The organism is Pseudomonas sp. URMO17WK12:I7 (assembly GCF_003269045.1).
Lineage (GTDB): Bacteria > Pseudomonadota > Gammaproteobacteria > Pseudomonadales > Pseudomonadaceae > Aquipseudomonas > Aquipseudomonas putida_J.
Genome location: NZ_QLTL01000016.1, coordinates 13,500 through 27,973, shown reverse-complemented (window position 1 = coordinate 27,973; position 14,474 = coordinate 13,500). Strand labels below are relative to the sequence as shown.

Genomic DNA, 14,474 nt, shown 5'->3' with positions numbered 1-14,474 from the left:
GATTTAGAGAATAGAGAAGTTATAGCTGACGATGACCCGGGTCTCGTCCATGTCACGCGCCCACTTCTCATAGTTGCTGCGGTAGGTGGAGTTGCGCAGGCGCACGCTGACATCCTTGAAGGTACCGCTTTGTACCTGGTACTTGAGTTCGGTGTCGCGTTCCCATTCCTTGCCTTCGGCATTGCTGCCTGGGACCTTGATGTGGTCACCGTTGATGTAGCGGGTAAAGAAGCTCAGGCCAGGCACGCCGAGGGCTTTGAAATCGTAGTCGTAGCGCAACTGCCAGGAGCGTTCCTGGGCGGCGGCGAAGTCGTTGACCTGGGCGTAGTTGACCAGGTACGGGTTGCTGCCATCGAGGTACGGCATGGCGCTCTCACCGTACATGCGCTGCCAGCCGGCGCTGATCTTGTGCCCGCCCAGGCTGTAGCCGAGCATGCCGCTGAAGGCACGGTGGTCGATCTCGCCGGCGCGGGCGCTGCCGATGTCATCGCTCTTGATCAGGCGCAGGTCTGCCGACAGGCTACCGACCGCGAGTGGCTGGCTGGCAACCAGGCCAAGGAAATGCTGGCGGTAGATGTTTTCCAGTTTGGCGACCTGATACTGGGCACTGATCCGGTCGTTGAAACGGTAGTCCACCCCAGCCAGGTCGAAGTGATCGGCTTCGATACCGCAGGCATAGCGCTTGTTCTTGCAATGCACGCGAATGTCCTGACGATCAGTGGAGTCACGCGCGGTGTACTTGTTCAAGCGGGCCACGGTGAACTTCAGGTCGCGTACTTCTTCGGAGGTCAGCATTGCGCCGTGGAACAGGGTCGGCAACAGGCGACCATCGTTGTATTTCAACAACGGTACATCCGGCATCATCGAGCCGTACTTCAGTACCGTGTTGGACACCTTGACCTTGGCCGCCAGGCCCATCTTCGCGTATTGGTCGGCAGAGTGACGTGGGTCGTGCCCGGAAGACGGCAGCAAACCACTGTTACTGTCGGACGGGCTGGAGTCGAGCTTCAAACCGAACATGCCCAGTGCATCCACACCGAAGCCGACCGGGCCCTGGGTATAACCCGACTGCACATTGAGAATGAAGCCTTGCGCCCACTCTTCACGTTTTGACGCACCCTGGCTTGAACTGCTGTGGCCGTCACGGAAATCCCGGTTGAAATAGACAGTGCGTGCTTCGACCTTGGCACGTGTGTCTTCAAGAAAACCGGCGGCCTGGGCATGCGCGCCGGTACACAACAGGAACAGGCCGGCAACACGGCGCCCGGGGGCGAGAGGAAGGGGGGAAAACATGCGCAGGAACATCCACAAGAAAGGCGAAAAAACAAATCATGACGCACCTGCGTCACGCGAATGCGTCGCGGCCGAACATACGCCGACCATCATCTGAAATCATCGCTCAAACGCTCTGGGCCGGGCCATTGGACCATGGTCTAGAACCTCTCCCAGGCGGGCCGAAAAACGCATCAATTACTGCTCGGAAAACTTGGAAAGTTCCCGTCTTACTTATAAAAAGTTTGCGGTTTACCGAATTCCTGCAAGTGTCTACACTCGATGTCAGCGAACAGCTTTACCCACCCGCGTGGCCGGCGTTTAGTCTTATCAATGTTCGTCACGCCCTGCCACCGAAGACGTACAGGAGTGATTACAGTGTCCAGACTTGCAGAGTTTCGTGCTGCCGAAAAAGCGCTCCAGGAACAGATGGCACAACTGGAAGCGCTGAAAAAGGATGCCGGCCTCAAACGCGAAATCGAATTCGAGCAGAAACTAGTCGGCCTGATGAAAAGCTATGACAAAAGTCTGCGCGATATCATCGCCATCCTCGACCCGAAGGCGGTTACCCGCGGCACCGCCAGTGCACCGAAACAGCAGCGTCGCCCGCGCGTGGTGAAAGTCTACGAAAACCCGCACAGCGGCGAGCTGATCGAGACCAAAGGCGGCAACCACCGCGGCCTCAAGGCCTGGAAAGAACAGTACGGGGCCGCTACCGTGGAAAGCTGGGTGCGCTGATGAAACTTCAACGCCCACTTCACACTTTTTTCACAAGGACTGCAGCAGTATCGAGACAGCTAAAGGACTAGCGACCCCATCACGCGCCCGCACATGCGGGCCTCTAATTCCAGCGCCCTGCTCCCCTCGAGCAGGGCGCTTTCATTTGCGCAAACGCTTCACTGCCGTATCATGGCCCTCCTGTCTGTTTCGCTGGCACCTGTTGCCGGCCCCGTCTCTGGAGTACCCATGAGCCTGCACGATCTGCAAACCCTGCCTGGCGTTACCGCGCAGCCAGACGCTGCCACCGCCCAGTTCGTCTTCAACCACACCATGCTGCGGGTCAAGGACATCGAGAAGTCGCTGGACTTCTACACCCGCGTGCTGGGCTTCCGCCTGGTCGACAAGCGTGACTTCCCTGAAGCTGCCTTCAGCCTGTACTTCCTGGCCCTGGTCGACCCGGCGCAGATCCCTGCCGACGACGCCGCGCGCCACCAGTGGATGAAGTCGATCCCGGGCGTGCTGGAGCTGACCCACAACCACGGCACCGAGAACGACGCCGAGTTCGCCTACCACAACGGCAACACCGACCCCCGCGGCTTTGGCCACATCTGCATTTCGGTGCCGGACGTGCGTGTTGCCTGCGCCCGCTTCGAAGAGCTGAACGTACCGTTCCAGAAGCGCCTGCAGGACGGCCGCATGAACCACCTGGCCTTCGTCAAGGACCCAGACGGTTACTGGGTGGAAGTGATCCAGCCAACCGAACTGAAAGGCTGACAGCCGCAGTTCGCACTCGTCGGGGCGGGAACTCCTGGCCCCTTGCTGTGGTATATGAAGGTAAGCGCTTCACATGCCACAGCGAGGTACAGGACGATGCAATCTCTTCACTGTGAATACCGCGACCACACCATCACCGCCAGCGTGATGCCCCACCCCGACTCCCCCCTGCCTTATGCCGCCGGCTGCCTGATCACCGACCCCCAGGGGCACACCAGCAGGCGCATGGCCATGCCGATGAAGTTCTTCTCGGACCTTGAGAATGCTCAGCATGTGTCGCTGGCCCATGGCCGGGCATTGGTGGACGAGCAGCTGGACAAAGGGCACAAAGCCTTCTGAAGACCTGCGCGGGAGCTGAATGAGCGGCCTTGTGTCGCGAAAGGGCTGCTTTGCAGCCCGCTCGCGACACAAGGCCGCTCATTCAGGAGATCGCGTTAATCAGACATTTCGCGCATAAGCCACAGCCGCTTCAACCTGTTCACGGCTCGGCCGTACCCCCGTGTACAGCACGAACTGCTCCAATGCCTGCAACGCGATCACGTCCAGCCCGGTAATCACCGGCTTGCCCAGCGCCTCTGCCCGCTGGATAAATGGCGTGCGCGCTGGCATCGCCACCACATCAAATACCCGCTCGGCCGCCGCAATGGCGTTTTCGCTGAAGGCCAGCACCTCGGCCTCTGGCCCGCCGGCCATGCCGATTGGTGTCACGTTCACCAGCATCGGCGGGCACAGGTCGCCCAGTTCGGCCAGCCAGCGATACCCGCAAACGTCCGCCAGCTGCCGCCCGGCCTGTTCGTTGCGGGCAACGATGATGCCCTCGCGGAACCCGGCATCGCGCAGGGCACTGGCCACTGCCTTGGCCATGCCACCGCTGCCGCGCAAGGCAAAGGCGGTGGCAGGGTCGACCTGGTGCGTCTCAAGCAGTTGCCGCACGGCCAGGTAATCGGTGTTGTAGGCCTTCAGGTGGCCAGCGTTGTTGACCAGGGTGTTGACCGACTCGATCGCCGCTGCCGACGGGTCGACTTCATCGACCAGGGCCATGCAGGCTTCCTTGTACGGCATCGACACGCCACAGCCGCGAATGCCCAGCGCGCGAATCCCTGCAACGGCTGCCGGCAGGTCGTCGGTGGTCATGGCCTTGTAGTAATAGTCAAGGCCCAGCTGCTGATAGAGGTGATTATGAAAACGCACGCCAAAGGTGCCAGGCCGCCCGGCCAGGGATATGCACAGCACGGTATCTCTGCTGGGAGTTGTCGCCATAACCTGCTCCTTTTTCATAACTGAATCGTTTGTGCAGCCTAGCAGACACAACCACTGGTCGTCCCTTACACAACCTTTACCGTTCCCCTGTGCTCGCCTTACAGAGACCGGAGTCATAGTAATAAGGCCCCAAGCGCGGGGTTATCTTGCGAGGAAGTCTCATGAACCGTCATCTTCCCGGAATCGCCCTGCTGGTCGGTGCCCTGGCCATCAGCGGGCAAGCCTCTGCCCATGGTGGCGGCGGGCATGGCTGGTATGGCCCAGGCCCACTGGTCGGCGCGGCCGTGGTCGGGGCCGTGGTCGGGGCGACGGTGTATGGCGGCCGCGACCGCACCGTCTATGTCGAGCGCCAGCCAGCCTACTATGGGCCACCACCCGTGTATGTGCAGGCCCCGCCGCAGCCGGTGTACTACCAACCGTACTACGTGCCGGCACCGCCGCCGCCGGCGTACCGCCCCTATTATGGCCCGCCACCTGTGTATTACGGCCCGCCACGCTGGTAATCGTTGATAAAACTGATGAGCACTATTGAGCGAGTTGATTTCAAACCGTACCGGCTGCTGCGTAAGGTAGGGCCATGTTTCACAGGAGGTCCCCATGGCCACTATCCAGATCATGTCCGTCGTCGGCACTGCCGTCCCCGTCACCCTGCGCGAGCAAGGCCTGCTGGCCTGCTGGTACCTGGTAAGCAATGGAGAGGCTGTCAGCGGCCCGCTGGCCACACGAGCCTCGGCCCAGGCCTTGGCTGAACAGCTTCAGGCCGCTTGCCTGATCGCTTGACCGAATGTGTTGTGCGTTGCTCCCGACGCCTCTTCTGACCCGCCTCTGGCGGGTCTTTTTTTGCTTGGGCGAACCGACGAACGGAGACAGGAAAACCGATACAGCATGAAGCTTTTTTCATTTCTGTGAGTCGACTCAACGAGCAATCGACAGGCGTTCAGCCATACTCCAGAATGCATCGGTTTTTTGGGGGAAAACCCTTGCACAGCCAACGACATACCAACTTTTAGTGAGCCTCAACGTGAAAACATCCCTGTCCATCCTCAGCCTGCTGCTGTTGCTCACAGGTACTGCGACCCTTCCGTCGACCGCTGCTGCACAACCCCCGGCTCAGGTCCAACGCGACCCGTCCAAGCTGCACCTGGCGTCTGGCAGCGCCCTGCTGATCGACCTGAATACCAACCAGGAACTGTATTCGAGCCACGCCGATCGCGTGGTGCCCATTGCCTCGGTGACCAAACTGATGACAGCGATGGTGGTGCTGGATGCCAAGCTGCCCATGGATGAGATGCTCACCATGACCATCGCCAACAACCCGGACATGAAAGGGGTGTACTCGCGCGTGCGCCTGGGCAGCGAGTTGAACCGCCGGGAAACCCTGCTGATTACCCTGATGTCGTCGGAAAACCGCGCTGCCACCACCCTGGCCAATCATTACCCGGGCGGCTACCCGGCCTTCATCAAGGCGATGAACGCCAAGGCCCGCAGCCTGGGCATGGCGCACACCCGCTATGTCGAGCCGACCGGCCTGTCGACGCAGAACGTCTCCACCGCCCACGACCTCGCCAAGTTGCTGATGGCATCGCGCAAGTACCCGATGCTGAGCGCGCTGTCGACCACCCGCGAGAAGACCGTGGCCTTCCGCAAGCCGAACTACACCCTGGGCTTCCGTAACACCGACCACCTGGTGAACAAGAGCAACTGGGACATCAGCCTGACCAAGACCGGTTTCACCAACGAGGCCGGCCACTGCCTGGTGCTGCTGACCAAGATGGACAACCGCCCGGTAGCCATGGTGATCCTCGATGCCTTCGGCAAGTACACCCACTTCGCCGATGCCACCCGCATGCGCCAGTGGCTGGAAACCGGTGCGACCAAGCCGGCACCGGCAGTAGCCATGCAGTACAAGGCGGACAAGCACAGCAAGGGACGCCTGGCTTCGGAGTAACCTGAAGCCTGCAGATTGCCTGTGGGAGCGGCGGTTCGGCGCCCCGACTTGCCCGCGAGCACCGGCCACGCCGGTGCCATGCCCTGCAGGCCGGTGCGGCAGGCCTCAGGCCTGGGTGTTTACCACCCCGCCCGCGCTGCTGCCACCGGTCTCCTGCAGCGCTTCGAGCAATTGCCCGGTCGCCGTGATGATCTGCCCACTGAGGGTGGCGATGCTGGCCTGCTTGGCAGTGATTGCCGCCAGCTTGGTGGTGTCATCGCCCTTCTGCGCCATCAGGCTGGCCAATTGCCTTTGTTCTTCCGCCATCTGCTTCTGCAGGTTCTTGATCATCTCGCGCAGCTGCTTGATGTGCGCCGGCTCATCACTTTCGCTGCTGCCCTGAGCGCCACCCGCCGCCTGAGCCTGCCCGTCGCCGCGCACTTTCGACGTGTCGACCTGCAGCGTCGAGCTGCCGGCCTCGGTCTTGTCACTGTCGCCGGCCTGAAGGGTGCTGGCCGCCAGGGTCGAGGCGTTGCTGATGCTGACTGCTGCTATACCTACCATGTCTTTCTCCCTGCGTTGCAATGGGTCCTTGAGTTGACCTGCATATCGGCCGGCAGGCCCAGACCTTTAGCCCCGCTTGGCCGCCAGCACCCTCCCCGGCAGTAAATTCCCCTTCCGCTGGCTCGTTCCACCCAATGTACAAGCGCAGGCGCCGGAGCCCCGGCATGCGCCCACATTCGCCCCATTATGGAATCGCAGCCATGAGCCAGTCTGCACACCCGGAAACAATCAAGGACCTGATCGGCGTGGGCTTCGGCCCGTCTAACCTGGCCCTGGCCATCGCCCTGGAAGAACTCGCCCAAAGCCAGGGCCACGCCCTCGATGCGCTGTTCATCGACAAGCAGAAGCAATACCGCTGGCACGGCGAAACCCTGGCCACCCAGAGCGAACTGCAGATCTCGTTCCTCAAAGACCTGGTCTCGCTGCGTAACCCGACCAGCCCCTACAGCTTCGTCAACTACCTGCACCAGAAACAGCGCCTGGCCGACTTCATCAACCTCGGCACCTTCTACCCCTGCCGCCTGGAGTACAACGACTACCTGCGCTGGGCAGCCGAGCATTTCGCCACTCAGGCTGTGTATGGCGAAGAAGTGCTGCGCATCGAGCCGGAAGTAAAAGCTGGGCGCGTCGAGCACCTGCGCCTGGTCTCGCGTGATGAGCAAGGCCGGGAATTGAGCCGGCGTACGCGCTCGGTGGTGGTCGGCAGCGGCGGCACACCGAAAATTCCCGAAAAATTCGGCGCGTTCAAGGATGATCCACGGGTTTTCCACCATTCCCAGTACCTGAGCAGCCTGAACAAGCTGCCGTGCACGGCCGGCAAACCGATGCGCATTGCCGTGATCGGCTCGGGCCAGAGCGCCGCCGAGGCGTTCATCGACCTCAACGACAGCTACCCGTCGGTCAAGGTCGACATGGTGCTGCGCGGCTCCGCCCTCAAGCCGGCCGATGACAGTCCGTTCGTCAACGAGATCTTCTCCCCGGACTACACCGACCTGGTCTACAACGAACCAGCCGACCAGCGTGCCAAGTTGCTCGGCGAGTACCACAACACCAACTATTCGGTGGTCGACCTCGACCTGATCGAGCGCATCTACGGCATCCTCTACCGGCAGAAGGTGGCGCACCAGTTCCGCCACAACGTGCTGTGCCGCCGCCAGGTGGAGGCCGTGGTGGCCACCCGCGACGGCATCGAACTGACCCTGCGCGACCTGGCCACCGGCCAGCAGCAGACCCACCGCTACGACGCCGTCATCCTTGCCACCGGCTACGAGCGCCGCTCGCACCGCGACCTGCTCGCCCCGCTGGCGAACTATGTGGAAGACTTCAGCGTCGACCGCAACTACCGGGTACTGGCCAGCCCGGACCTGCAGGCTTCGGTCTATCTGCAAGGGTTCTGCGAGAACAGCCACGGCCTCAGCGACACCTTGCTTTCGGTCCTGCCCTCGCGTGCCGCCGAAATCGGCCAGGCGCTGTACCACGACCTGGCACGCCAGCATGGCAAGGCACAGCCGGCCGTGGCGCTGACCAGCGCCTGATTCACGCGGCTCCCCCACCAACAGGGCGCCACGCGCGCCCTGTCGGCGTTTGTACCCGTCGAAACATTTGCTTGCACTTAATCCAGCAGGATTTTCATTCTCATTCGTCTTTTGAAGAACAGCCCCTCTTTGGTTGGGCCTGTGCTCGCCCCTTTTTTTCAGAAGACTGACCGATGGCCAAATCACCGAAAAAATCCAAATCCAAGCTGTGGTTCCTGGTCCACAGCTGGCTCGCCCTGCCAATCTGGTTCTTCGTGCTGATCGTCTGCTTCACCGGCATGCTGGCCGTGGTCAGCCAGGAGATCGTCTGGCTGGCCAACCCCGACGTGCGTGCCAGCAAGCCCGACGACGGCGCCCAACGCCTGAGCTTCCAGCAAGTGCTCGATGCCATGCACAAGGCCGAGCCGGACATGGCAGTCAACTCGCTCAGCCAGCCAGACGGCACGCACTTCGCGCTCACGGCGCGGGTCACCTACGCCGATGGTTCCAGCCCGATGCTCTACGTCAACCCGTATACCGGGGCCATTCAGGGCAAGATGCCAGACTTCAACTTCGAAGCCTTCACCCGCGCCCTGCATGGCTGGTGGCTGGTGCCGTTCACCAACGGCTTCAGCTGGGGCTGGTACATGGTTTCGCTGCTCGGGCTGCCAATGCTGGCGTCACTGGTCACAGGCCTGGTGGTGTACAAGAAGTTCTGGAAAGGCTTCTTCAAACCGGTACGTACCGGCCATGGCGCGCGCATCTTCTGGGGCGACGTGCACCGCCTCGCTGGCGTCTGGTCGATCTGGTTCATCGCGGTCATTTCCATCACCAGCATCTGGTTCCTGATCCGGGCGGTCCTCTCCGACTACCACATCACCATTTCCAGCGAGCCAATCGTGCCGGTGATCGCCCGCGAGCAGGTGCCGCAGACACCTGATGGCAGCCCGGCGCCACGCATCGACCTGGACGAGGCCGCCCGCATCGCCGGCCTGGCCATCCCGAGCCTGGACATCACCTCCATCTCACTGCCGGCCACCGCCTACAGCCACATCGAAATGGGCGGGCGTGGCTGGTACCCGCTGATGTTCCAGAGCGCCTCGGTCAACCCCTACACCCGCCAGGTCGACAGCCAGTTCCTGCTCAGCGACCGCTCGGCCCTGGAGTTCGTCACCGAATCCATGCGCCCGCTGCACACCGGCGACTTTGGCGGGCTGCCGATCAAGCTGATCTGGTTCTTCTTCGGCCTGATCCTGACCCTGATGGTGTTCAGCGGCCTGCTGATCTGGACCAAGCGCACCGCTCAAGCCACGGCTGCGGCGCTCAAGCGCAGCGAACGCGCCCCCCACAACACAAGCCGCGAAACCACCCTGGAGGTTCGCCCATGAGCCAGGCCCGAGCCCTGCCCGCCCCCCCACTCAAGCAATGGTGGCTGAAGTGGCGCTTTCACCTGAACATCCTGCTGATCCTCATCCCGCTGGGGTTCATGCCCAAGTACTTCGCCGACGTCAGGCTGTTCCGTGGTGACGCCGGGCTAGGTGCAAACCCGATCAGCGACATTCAGGTCGGCCCCTACAGCCTCGACCTCGCCGAACTGCGCAACGAAGCACCACGCGCCGACGGCCCAGCCGGCCACTTCAAGCTGTTCAACGCAGCGCTGTGCAAGGCCTGCGTGAATGACGTCAAGGCGGTCTACCTGCGCATCGGCAAGCCGCGCAGCCTGCGCGCCGCCGGCACCATCTTCTTCGGCGCGCCATACCGCATGGTCACCAACCTGCCGATACCGCCGCGCACCCGCGCCGATGCGCAGATCTGGATCACCCTCGAAGGCTGGGACGGCAGCCTGCACCAGGCATCCGTGCCCCTGGCCAAAGCTTCGCCGGCCACTGTGGCCTGGCTCGAAAAACAAGGAGGCAAACCATGAAACACCTGATGCGCAGGCTCGCCCTGCCCTTGCTGGTGCTGGCCACAGGCCCGGCCCTGGCCCACAACCCGATGTGCGAGTGCGAGGAAGTCGCCGGCGGCCAGGTGAAATGCACCGGCGGTTTTTCCGATGGCAGCGGCGCGCCTGGGGTGACCCTCGACGTGATCGGCTACGACGAGCAGGTGCTGGTCGGCGGCAAGCTCGGTGACGACTCGAGCCTGACCTTCAAGCGTCCCGACGGCGAGTTCTACGTGTTGTTCGACGCAGGCCCCGGCCATGTCGTGGAAGTCGACCACGCCGACATCGCGCAACCATGAGCCGCCCAGCCATGAGCCACACCCAGGTGGTGCGCCCGGCGGGTGCCGGGCACGAAACCCTCTACGTGCTGCTGGTCAGCCTGTTGATCGTCGCCCTCGCCACCAGCGTGGTGCTAATGCGTGGGGAACGCGAGGACGAACAGATCATCGCCAGCCACCAGATCGACGCCCGTCGCGACCTCACAGCGGCCGAGCAAGGTATCTATACCGACCTGCGCGTGGCGCTCGACGAAATCCAGCTGCTGCGCGAGGAAAACGCCGCCACGCCCAGCACCGAGGCCCTGGCCGAGGAAGGCCTGCCACCGTTCGTGGTCGATGCCGGCAGCCAGAGCCGTGGTGGCCACCAGTGGCAGTGGCTGGCGAGCGGTGCCTATCTGGGCCGCAGCCAGGCGCCGCAGGTGGCGGGCAGCTTTTTGCTGATCCTGCCCGACGCGGGCAGCGCCGAGGTCGACATCTGGCTGCGCCGCGACAGCGCCGCCGTGCTCCCCGACGACCTCGGCCAGGCCGCACTGAGCGCCGCCGGCTGGCAGCAGGTGGTCAGCCATTACGACGCCGGGGTCACCCGCGAACACCGTCACTGAACCCAAGGACTCCCCCATGTTCCGCAAAGCCCTCGCCCTGCTCCTGGCCTGCGCCCTTCCAGCCCTGGCCCTGGCCGACACCGGCAAGCCCCTGCGCATCGGCATCACCCTGCACCCTTACTACAGCTACGTGAGCAATATCGTTGGCGACAAGGCCGAAGTGGTGCCGTTGATTCCGGCCGGGTTCAACCCCCATGCCTACGAACCGCGCGCCGAGGACATCAAGCGCATCGGCACGCTCGACGTGGTGGTGCTCAATGGTGTCGGGCATGACGACTTCGCCGACCGCATGATCGCCGCCAGCGAAAAGCCCAGCATAAAAACCATCGAAGCCAACCAGAACGTGCCCTTGCTGGCGGCCACCGGCATCGCCGCCCGCGGCGCTGGCAAGGTGGTCAACCCGCACACCTTCCTGTCGATCAGCACCACCATCGCCCAGGTCAACAACATCGCCCGTGAGCTGGGCAAGCTCGACCCGGACAACGCCAGGTTCTACACGCAGAATGCCCGGGCCTACGCCAAGCGCCTGCGGGGCTTGCGCGCCGAAGCCCTGGCGAAGGTCAGTGAAGCACCGGCGGCCACCTTGCGCGTGGCCACCATTCATGCCGCCTACGACTACCTGGTGCGCGATTTTGGCCTGGAAGTGACGGCGGTCGTCGAACCTGCCCACGGCATCGAACCGAGCCCGGCACAGCTGAAGAAGACCATCGACCAGCTCAAGGCGCTGGACGTGAAAGTGATCTTCTCGGAAATGGACTTCCCCTCGGCCTATGTCGAAACCATCCAGCGTGAATCCGGCGTGCGCCTGTACCCGCTGACGCACATTTCCTACGGCGAATACACCCAGGATAAATACGAAGTCGAAATGAAGCGCAACCTCGACACCGTGGTCCGCGCCATCCAGGAGAACCGCGCATGACCGCCGCTGCCAACCTCACGGCGCCCGGTGGGCCACGCATCGAGTTCGCCGGCATCGACCTGACCCTGGGCCGCACACGCATTCTCGAACAGGTGCAGTTCAGCGTTGCCGCCGGCAGCGTGCATGCCATCGTCGGCCCCAATGGCGGCGGCAAGAGCTCGTTGATCAAGACCCTGCTCGGGCAGATGCCGCATCAGGGCGAGCTGACCCTGCACTGGCCGGGTGCGCAGCAGGTGATCGGCTATGTGCCGCAAGCGCTGGAGTTCGACCGTGGGCTGCCGATGACCGTGGACGACTTCATGGCCGCCATGTGTCAGCGGCGCCCGGCGTTCCTTGGCCTGTCACGCCGGGTGCAGCCGGCGATCGATGCAGCGCTGGCTCGGGTCGGCATGCTCGACAAGCGCAAACGGCGCATGGGCGCGTTGTCCGGCGGTGAACGCCAGCGCGTGCTGCTGGCCCAGGGCCTGATTCCCGAACCGCAACTGCTGGTGCTCGACGAGCCAATGTCGGCGCTCGACGAAGCCGGTATCCAGGTGTTCGAACAGCTGCTGCAAGGCTGGCGCCAGGCCGGCACCACGGTGCTGTGGATCGAACATGACCTGGCAGCCGTGCTGCGCCTGGCAGACCGGGTCACTGGCCTGAGCCGCCAGGTGCTGTTCGACGCCCCGCCCGCCCAGGCCCTGACCCCGGAGCGCCTGCTTGGCCTGTTCTCCGTCAACCCTCGCAGCGAGAGCCTTGCCAGATGAGCTTTGAAGCATTCCGCCAACTGGTCCAGGGCTGGGCCGGCGCTGGCTACCTGCCGGAGGCCCTGGCCTACGGTTTCGTGATAAATGCCCTGCTGGCCGGCCTGATGATCGGCCCGGTACTGGGTGGCCTCGGCACCTTGGTGGTGGTCAAGCGCTTTGCCTTCTTCTCCGAAGCGGTCGGCCATGCCGCGCTCACCGGGGTCGCTATCGGCATCCTGCTTGGCGAACCCTATACCGGCCCCTATGGCAGCCTGTTCGGCTACTGCCTGCTGTTCGGCATCCTGCTCAACTTCCTGCGCAACCGCACCGGGCTGTCGCCAGACACACTGATCGGCGTGTTCCTTTCGGTGTCGCTGGCCCTCGGCGCCAGCCTGCTACTGATGCTGGCCGGCAAGATCAACGTGCATATCCTCGAGAATGTACTGTTCGGCTCGGTGCTGACTGTCAGCGCCCAGGACCTGATGGTGCTTGGCATCGTCGCGCTGCTGGTGCCGGCTCTGGCCCTGCCGCTGTACAACCGCATCATGCTGGCCAGCTTCAACCCGCAGCTGGCGGCGGTGCGCGGGGTGGCGGTGAAGACCCTGGATTATCTGTTCGTGGTGCTCGTGACTTTGGTCACCGTGGCCTCGGTGAAGGTGATCGGGGCAATTCTGGTCGGTGCCCTGCTGGTGATCCCGGCGGCGGCGGCGCGCCTGGTCAGCCAGTCGCTGAAGGGGTTTTTCTTCATTGCGGTGCTGATCGCCACCCTGAGCACGCTGCTCGGCATCCTCCTGCCGATCGTCCTCGACCTGCCGGTGCCCTCGGGCGCGGCGATCATTCTGGTCGCGGGTATCTGCTTCGCTCTCGCCGCGCTGGCCCGCGCCCTCGTCCCACGCCTGCAAGGAAACCCGGCATGAACCTGAAACAGCTGACCCTGGCCGTCGCCCTCGCCGGCCTGCCTGCACTGGCCTCGGCCACGCAAGTGCTGACCACCCTGCCCGTGACCCACAGCCTGGCCGGCGCCCTGCTCGCCGGCACCGCCGTGCAGCTCAAGCGCGCCGCACCGGCCAACCTGCCGGCCAGCCGCCAACCGTCGTACTTCAGCAGCCGGGGTGGCGCGGCACTGGCCAGTGCCGCGCAGCAGGCCGATGCGGTGATCGGCGTGCGCTCGATCTGGCGTGACGACCCGCTGTACCCGATGGCGCGGCGCAGCAACATCCGCATCGTCGAGATCGACGCGGCGCGGCCGGTGGATGGAGCACTGCCGGGCATCGCCGTCAGCGGTGACGACGCCTACGCCGCTTACCCCTGGCTGAACCCCACCAACCTGGGGCGCATGGCCGATGTGCTGGCCAATGACCTGGAGCGCCTGGCGCCTGCCGACAAGGGCAAGATCCAGGGCAACCTGGCAGGGCTCAAACGCCAGTTGCTGGAGATGACTGCCAGCAGCCAGACGCAATTGGCCAAGGTCGATAACCTGAGTGTGGTCAGCCTGTCCGAGCGCCTGGGGTATCTGGCCAGCGGCTTGAACCTGGATGTGGTGGAACAGCCGCTGCCGGCGGAGGGCAAATGGGACGCGGCGGCGCTCAAAGCGCTGGGCGAGAACCTCAAGGGGCAGGATGTGGCACTGGTGCTGGATCATCGGCAACCGGATGCGGCGCTGGCCAAGGTGATCGAGGCGGCCGGAGCGAGGTTGCTGGTGGTGGACAGTGATCCTGAGGATGCACTGGCCGGGCTCAAGGCCAGTGTCGAGCAGGTGGTCAGGGCGTTGAGCAAAGGGTGATGCCGCCTGTTTCGAGCGCCGCCTGCGGGGTGTTCGCCTCAAAGCCTTCAGCGCCTGTGAAATCGAGCGCCGCCCGCGCGGCGCATCGCGGATGAATCCGCTCCTACAATTTATTGCAACGTGGCCATGCCTGTGAGGCCATGGTTGTCAGCCGGTTTGCAAGACTCAAGGCATGCACCAAGGCAGGCGACCAT

The 14,474-nt window shown here is 63.5% G+C and carries 18 protein-coding genes; 15 read left to right on the top strand and 3 right to left on the bottom strand.

Annotated features, from left to right (window positions below):
• Positions 1–3 precede the first annotated feature (3 nt).
• Positions 4–1,293 carry an OprD family porin gene (locus H040_RS21340; RefSeq protein ID WP_027918529.1) on the bottom strand — a complete coding sequence of 430 codons (1,290 nt, stop codon included), beginning with the start codon at positions 1,291–1,293 and terminating at the stop codon, positions 4–6.
• 357 nt (positions 1,294–1,650) lie between these two features.
• Here H040_RS21340 and H040_RS21335 point away from each other — a divergent pair, with 357 nt between their 5' ends.
• The 3 genes from H040_RS21335 to H040_RS21325 all read left to right on the top strand — a co-directional run bounded on the left by H040_RS21335 (position 1,651) and on the right by H040_RS21325 (position 3,105).
• Positions 1,651–2,010 (top strand): histone-like nucleoid-structuring protein, MvaT/MvaU family, encoded by a 360-nt coding sequence (locus H040_RS21335; RefSeq protein WP_027918528.1) that lies wholly within the window; start codon positions 1,651–1,653, stop codon positions 2,008–2,010.
• Positions 2,011–2,238: 228 nt separating this feature from the next.
• Complete coding sequence (gloA, locus tag H040_RS21330) at positions 2,239–2,766, top strand: lactoylglutathione lyase (RefSeq protein ID WP_027918527.1); 528 nt, start codon at positions 2,239–2,241, stop codon at positions 2,764–2,766.
• Positions 2,767–2,862: 96 nt separating this feature from the next.
• The gene (locus H040_RS21325) at positions 2,863–3,105 is read left to right on the top strand and encodes a hypothetical protein (protein WP_027918526.1); all 243 of its coding nucleotides are present in this window, start codon (positions 2,863–2,865) and stop codon (positions 3,103–3,105) included.
• Between the two features lie 99 nt (positions 3,106–3,204).
• On the opposite strand, the gene H040_RS21320 is transcribed toward H040_RS21325, so the two are convergent.
• Positions 3,205–4,026, bottom strand: a complete 822-nt coding sequence (locus H040_RS21320) for a shikimate 5-dehydrogenase (RefSeq protein ID WP_027918525.1) — start codon at positions 4,024–4,026, stop codon at positions 3,205–3,207.
• Between the two features lie 161 nt (positions 4,027–4,187).
• On the opposite strand from H040_RS21320, the gene H040_RS21315 reads away from it, so the two are divergent.
• From H040_RS21315 to pbpG, 3 genes are all read left to right on the top strand, one after another.
• Entirely contained in the window at positions 4,188–4,529 is a 342-nt protein-coding gene (locus tag H040_RS21315; RefSeq protein ID WP_027918524.1) for a hypothetical protein, read from the top strand.
• Between the two features lie 94 nt (positions 4,530–4,623).
• On the top strand, positions 4,624–4,806 hold the full coding sequence (locus H040_RS21310) for a hypothetical protein (protein ID WP_027918523.1): 183 nt from the start codon (positions 4,624–4,626) through the stop codon (positions 4,804–4,806).
• Between the two features lie 241 nt (positions 4,807–5,047).
• Positions 5,048–5,974, top strand: a complete 927-nt coding sequence (pbpG, locus tag H040_RS21305; protein ID WP_027918522.1) for a D-alanyl-D-alanine endopeptidase — start codon at positions 5,048–5,050, stop codon at positions 5,972–5,974.
• Between the two features lie 105 nt (positions 5,975–6,079).
• Here pbpG and H040_RS21300 read toward each other — a convergent pair whose 3' ends face one another.
• Positions 6,080–6,517 carry a spore coat protein gene (locus tag H040_RS21300; RefSeq protein ID WP_027918521.1) on the bottom strand — a complete coding sequence of 146 codons (438 nt, stop codon included), beginning with the start codon at positions 6,515–6,517 and terminating at the stop codon, positions 6,080–6,082.
• A 200-nt stretch (positions 6,518–6,717) separates the two neighbouring features.
• Here H040_RS21300 and H040_RS21295 point away from each other — a divergent pair, with 200 nt between their 5' ends.
• The 9 genes from H040_RS21295 to H040_RS21255 all read left to right on the top strand — a co-directional run bounded on the left by H040_RS21295 (position 6,718) and on the right by H040_RS21255 (position 14,280).
• Positions 6,718–8,052, top strand: coding sequence for a lysine N(6)-hydroxylase/L-ornithine N(5)-oxygenase family protein (locus H040_RS21295; RefSeq protein WP_027918520.1), 1,335 nt, complete (start codon positions 6,718–6,720; stop codon positions 8,050–8,052).
• 173 nt (positions 8,053–8,225) lie between these two features.
• Positions 8,226–9,419, top strand: a complete 1,194-nt coding sequence (locus H040_RS21290) for a PepSY-associated TM helix domain-containing protein (RefSeq protein WP_027918519.1) — start codon at positions 8,226–8,228, stop codon at positions 9,417–9,419.
• Positions 9,416–9,955 carry a hypothetical protein gene (locus H040_RS21285; RefSeq protein WP_027918518.1) on the top strand — a complete coding sequence of 180 codons (540 nt, stop codon included), beginning with the start codon at positions 9,416–9,418 and terminating at the stop codon, positions 9,953–9,955. The genes H040_RS21290 and H040_RS21285 overlap by 4 nt, the downstream gene beginning before the upstream one ends.
• Positions 9,952–10,272: a hypothetical protein gene (locus H040_RS21280; protein WP_027918517.1), complete on the top strand. Its 321-nt coding sequence runs from the start codon at positions 9,952–9,954 to the stop codon at positions 10,270–10,272. The genes H040_RS21285 and H040_RS21280 overlap by 4 nt, the downstream gene beginning before the upstream one ends.
• 11 nt (positions 10,273–10,283) lie before the next feature.
• Positions 10,284–10,853 carry a DUF6162 family protein gene (locus H040_RS21275; RefSeq protein ID WP_027918516.1) on the top strand — a complete coding sequence of 190 codons (570 nt, stop codon included), beginning with the start codon at positions 10,284–10,286 and terminating at the stop codon, positions 10,851–10,853.
• Positions 10,854–10,869: 16 nt separating this feature from the next.
• Positions 10,870–11,772, top strand: a complete 903-nt coding sequence (locus H040_RS21270) for a metal ABC transporter substrate-binding protein (RefSeq protein WP_027918515.1) — start codon at positions 10,870–10,872, stop codon at positions 11,770–11,772.
• Positions 11,769–12,518 (top strand): metal ABC transporter ATP-binding protein, encoded by a 750-nt coding sequence (locus tag H040_RS21265; RefSeq protein ID WP_027918514.1) that lies wholly within the window; start codon positions 11,769–11,771, stop codon positions 12,516–12,518. The genes H040_RS21270 and H040_RS21265 overlap by 4 nt, the downstream gene beginning before the upstream one ends.
• Complete coding sequence (locus H040_RS21260; RefSeq protein ID WP_027918513.1) at positions 12,515–13,414, top strand: metal ABC transporter permease; 900 nt, start codon at positions 12,515–12,517, stop codon at positions 13,412–13,414. The genes H040_RS21265 and H040_RS21260 overlap by 4 nt, the downstream gene beginning before the upstream one ends.
• Positions 13,411–14,280, top strand: coding sequence for a metal ABC transporter solute-binding protein, Zn/Mn family (locus H040_RS21255; RefSeq protein ID WP_027918512.1), 870 nt, complete (start codon positions 13,411–13,413; stop codon positions 14,278–14,280). The genes H040_RS21260 and H040_RS21255 overlap by 4 nt, the downstream gene beginning before the upstream one ends.
• Positions 14,281–14,474 lie beyond the last annotated feature (194 nt).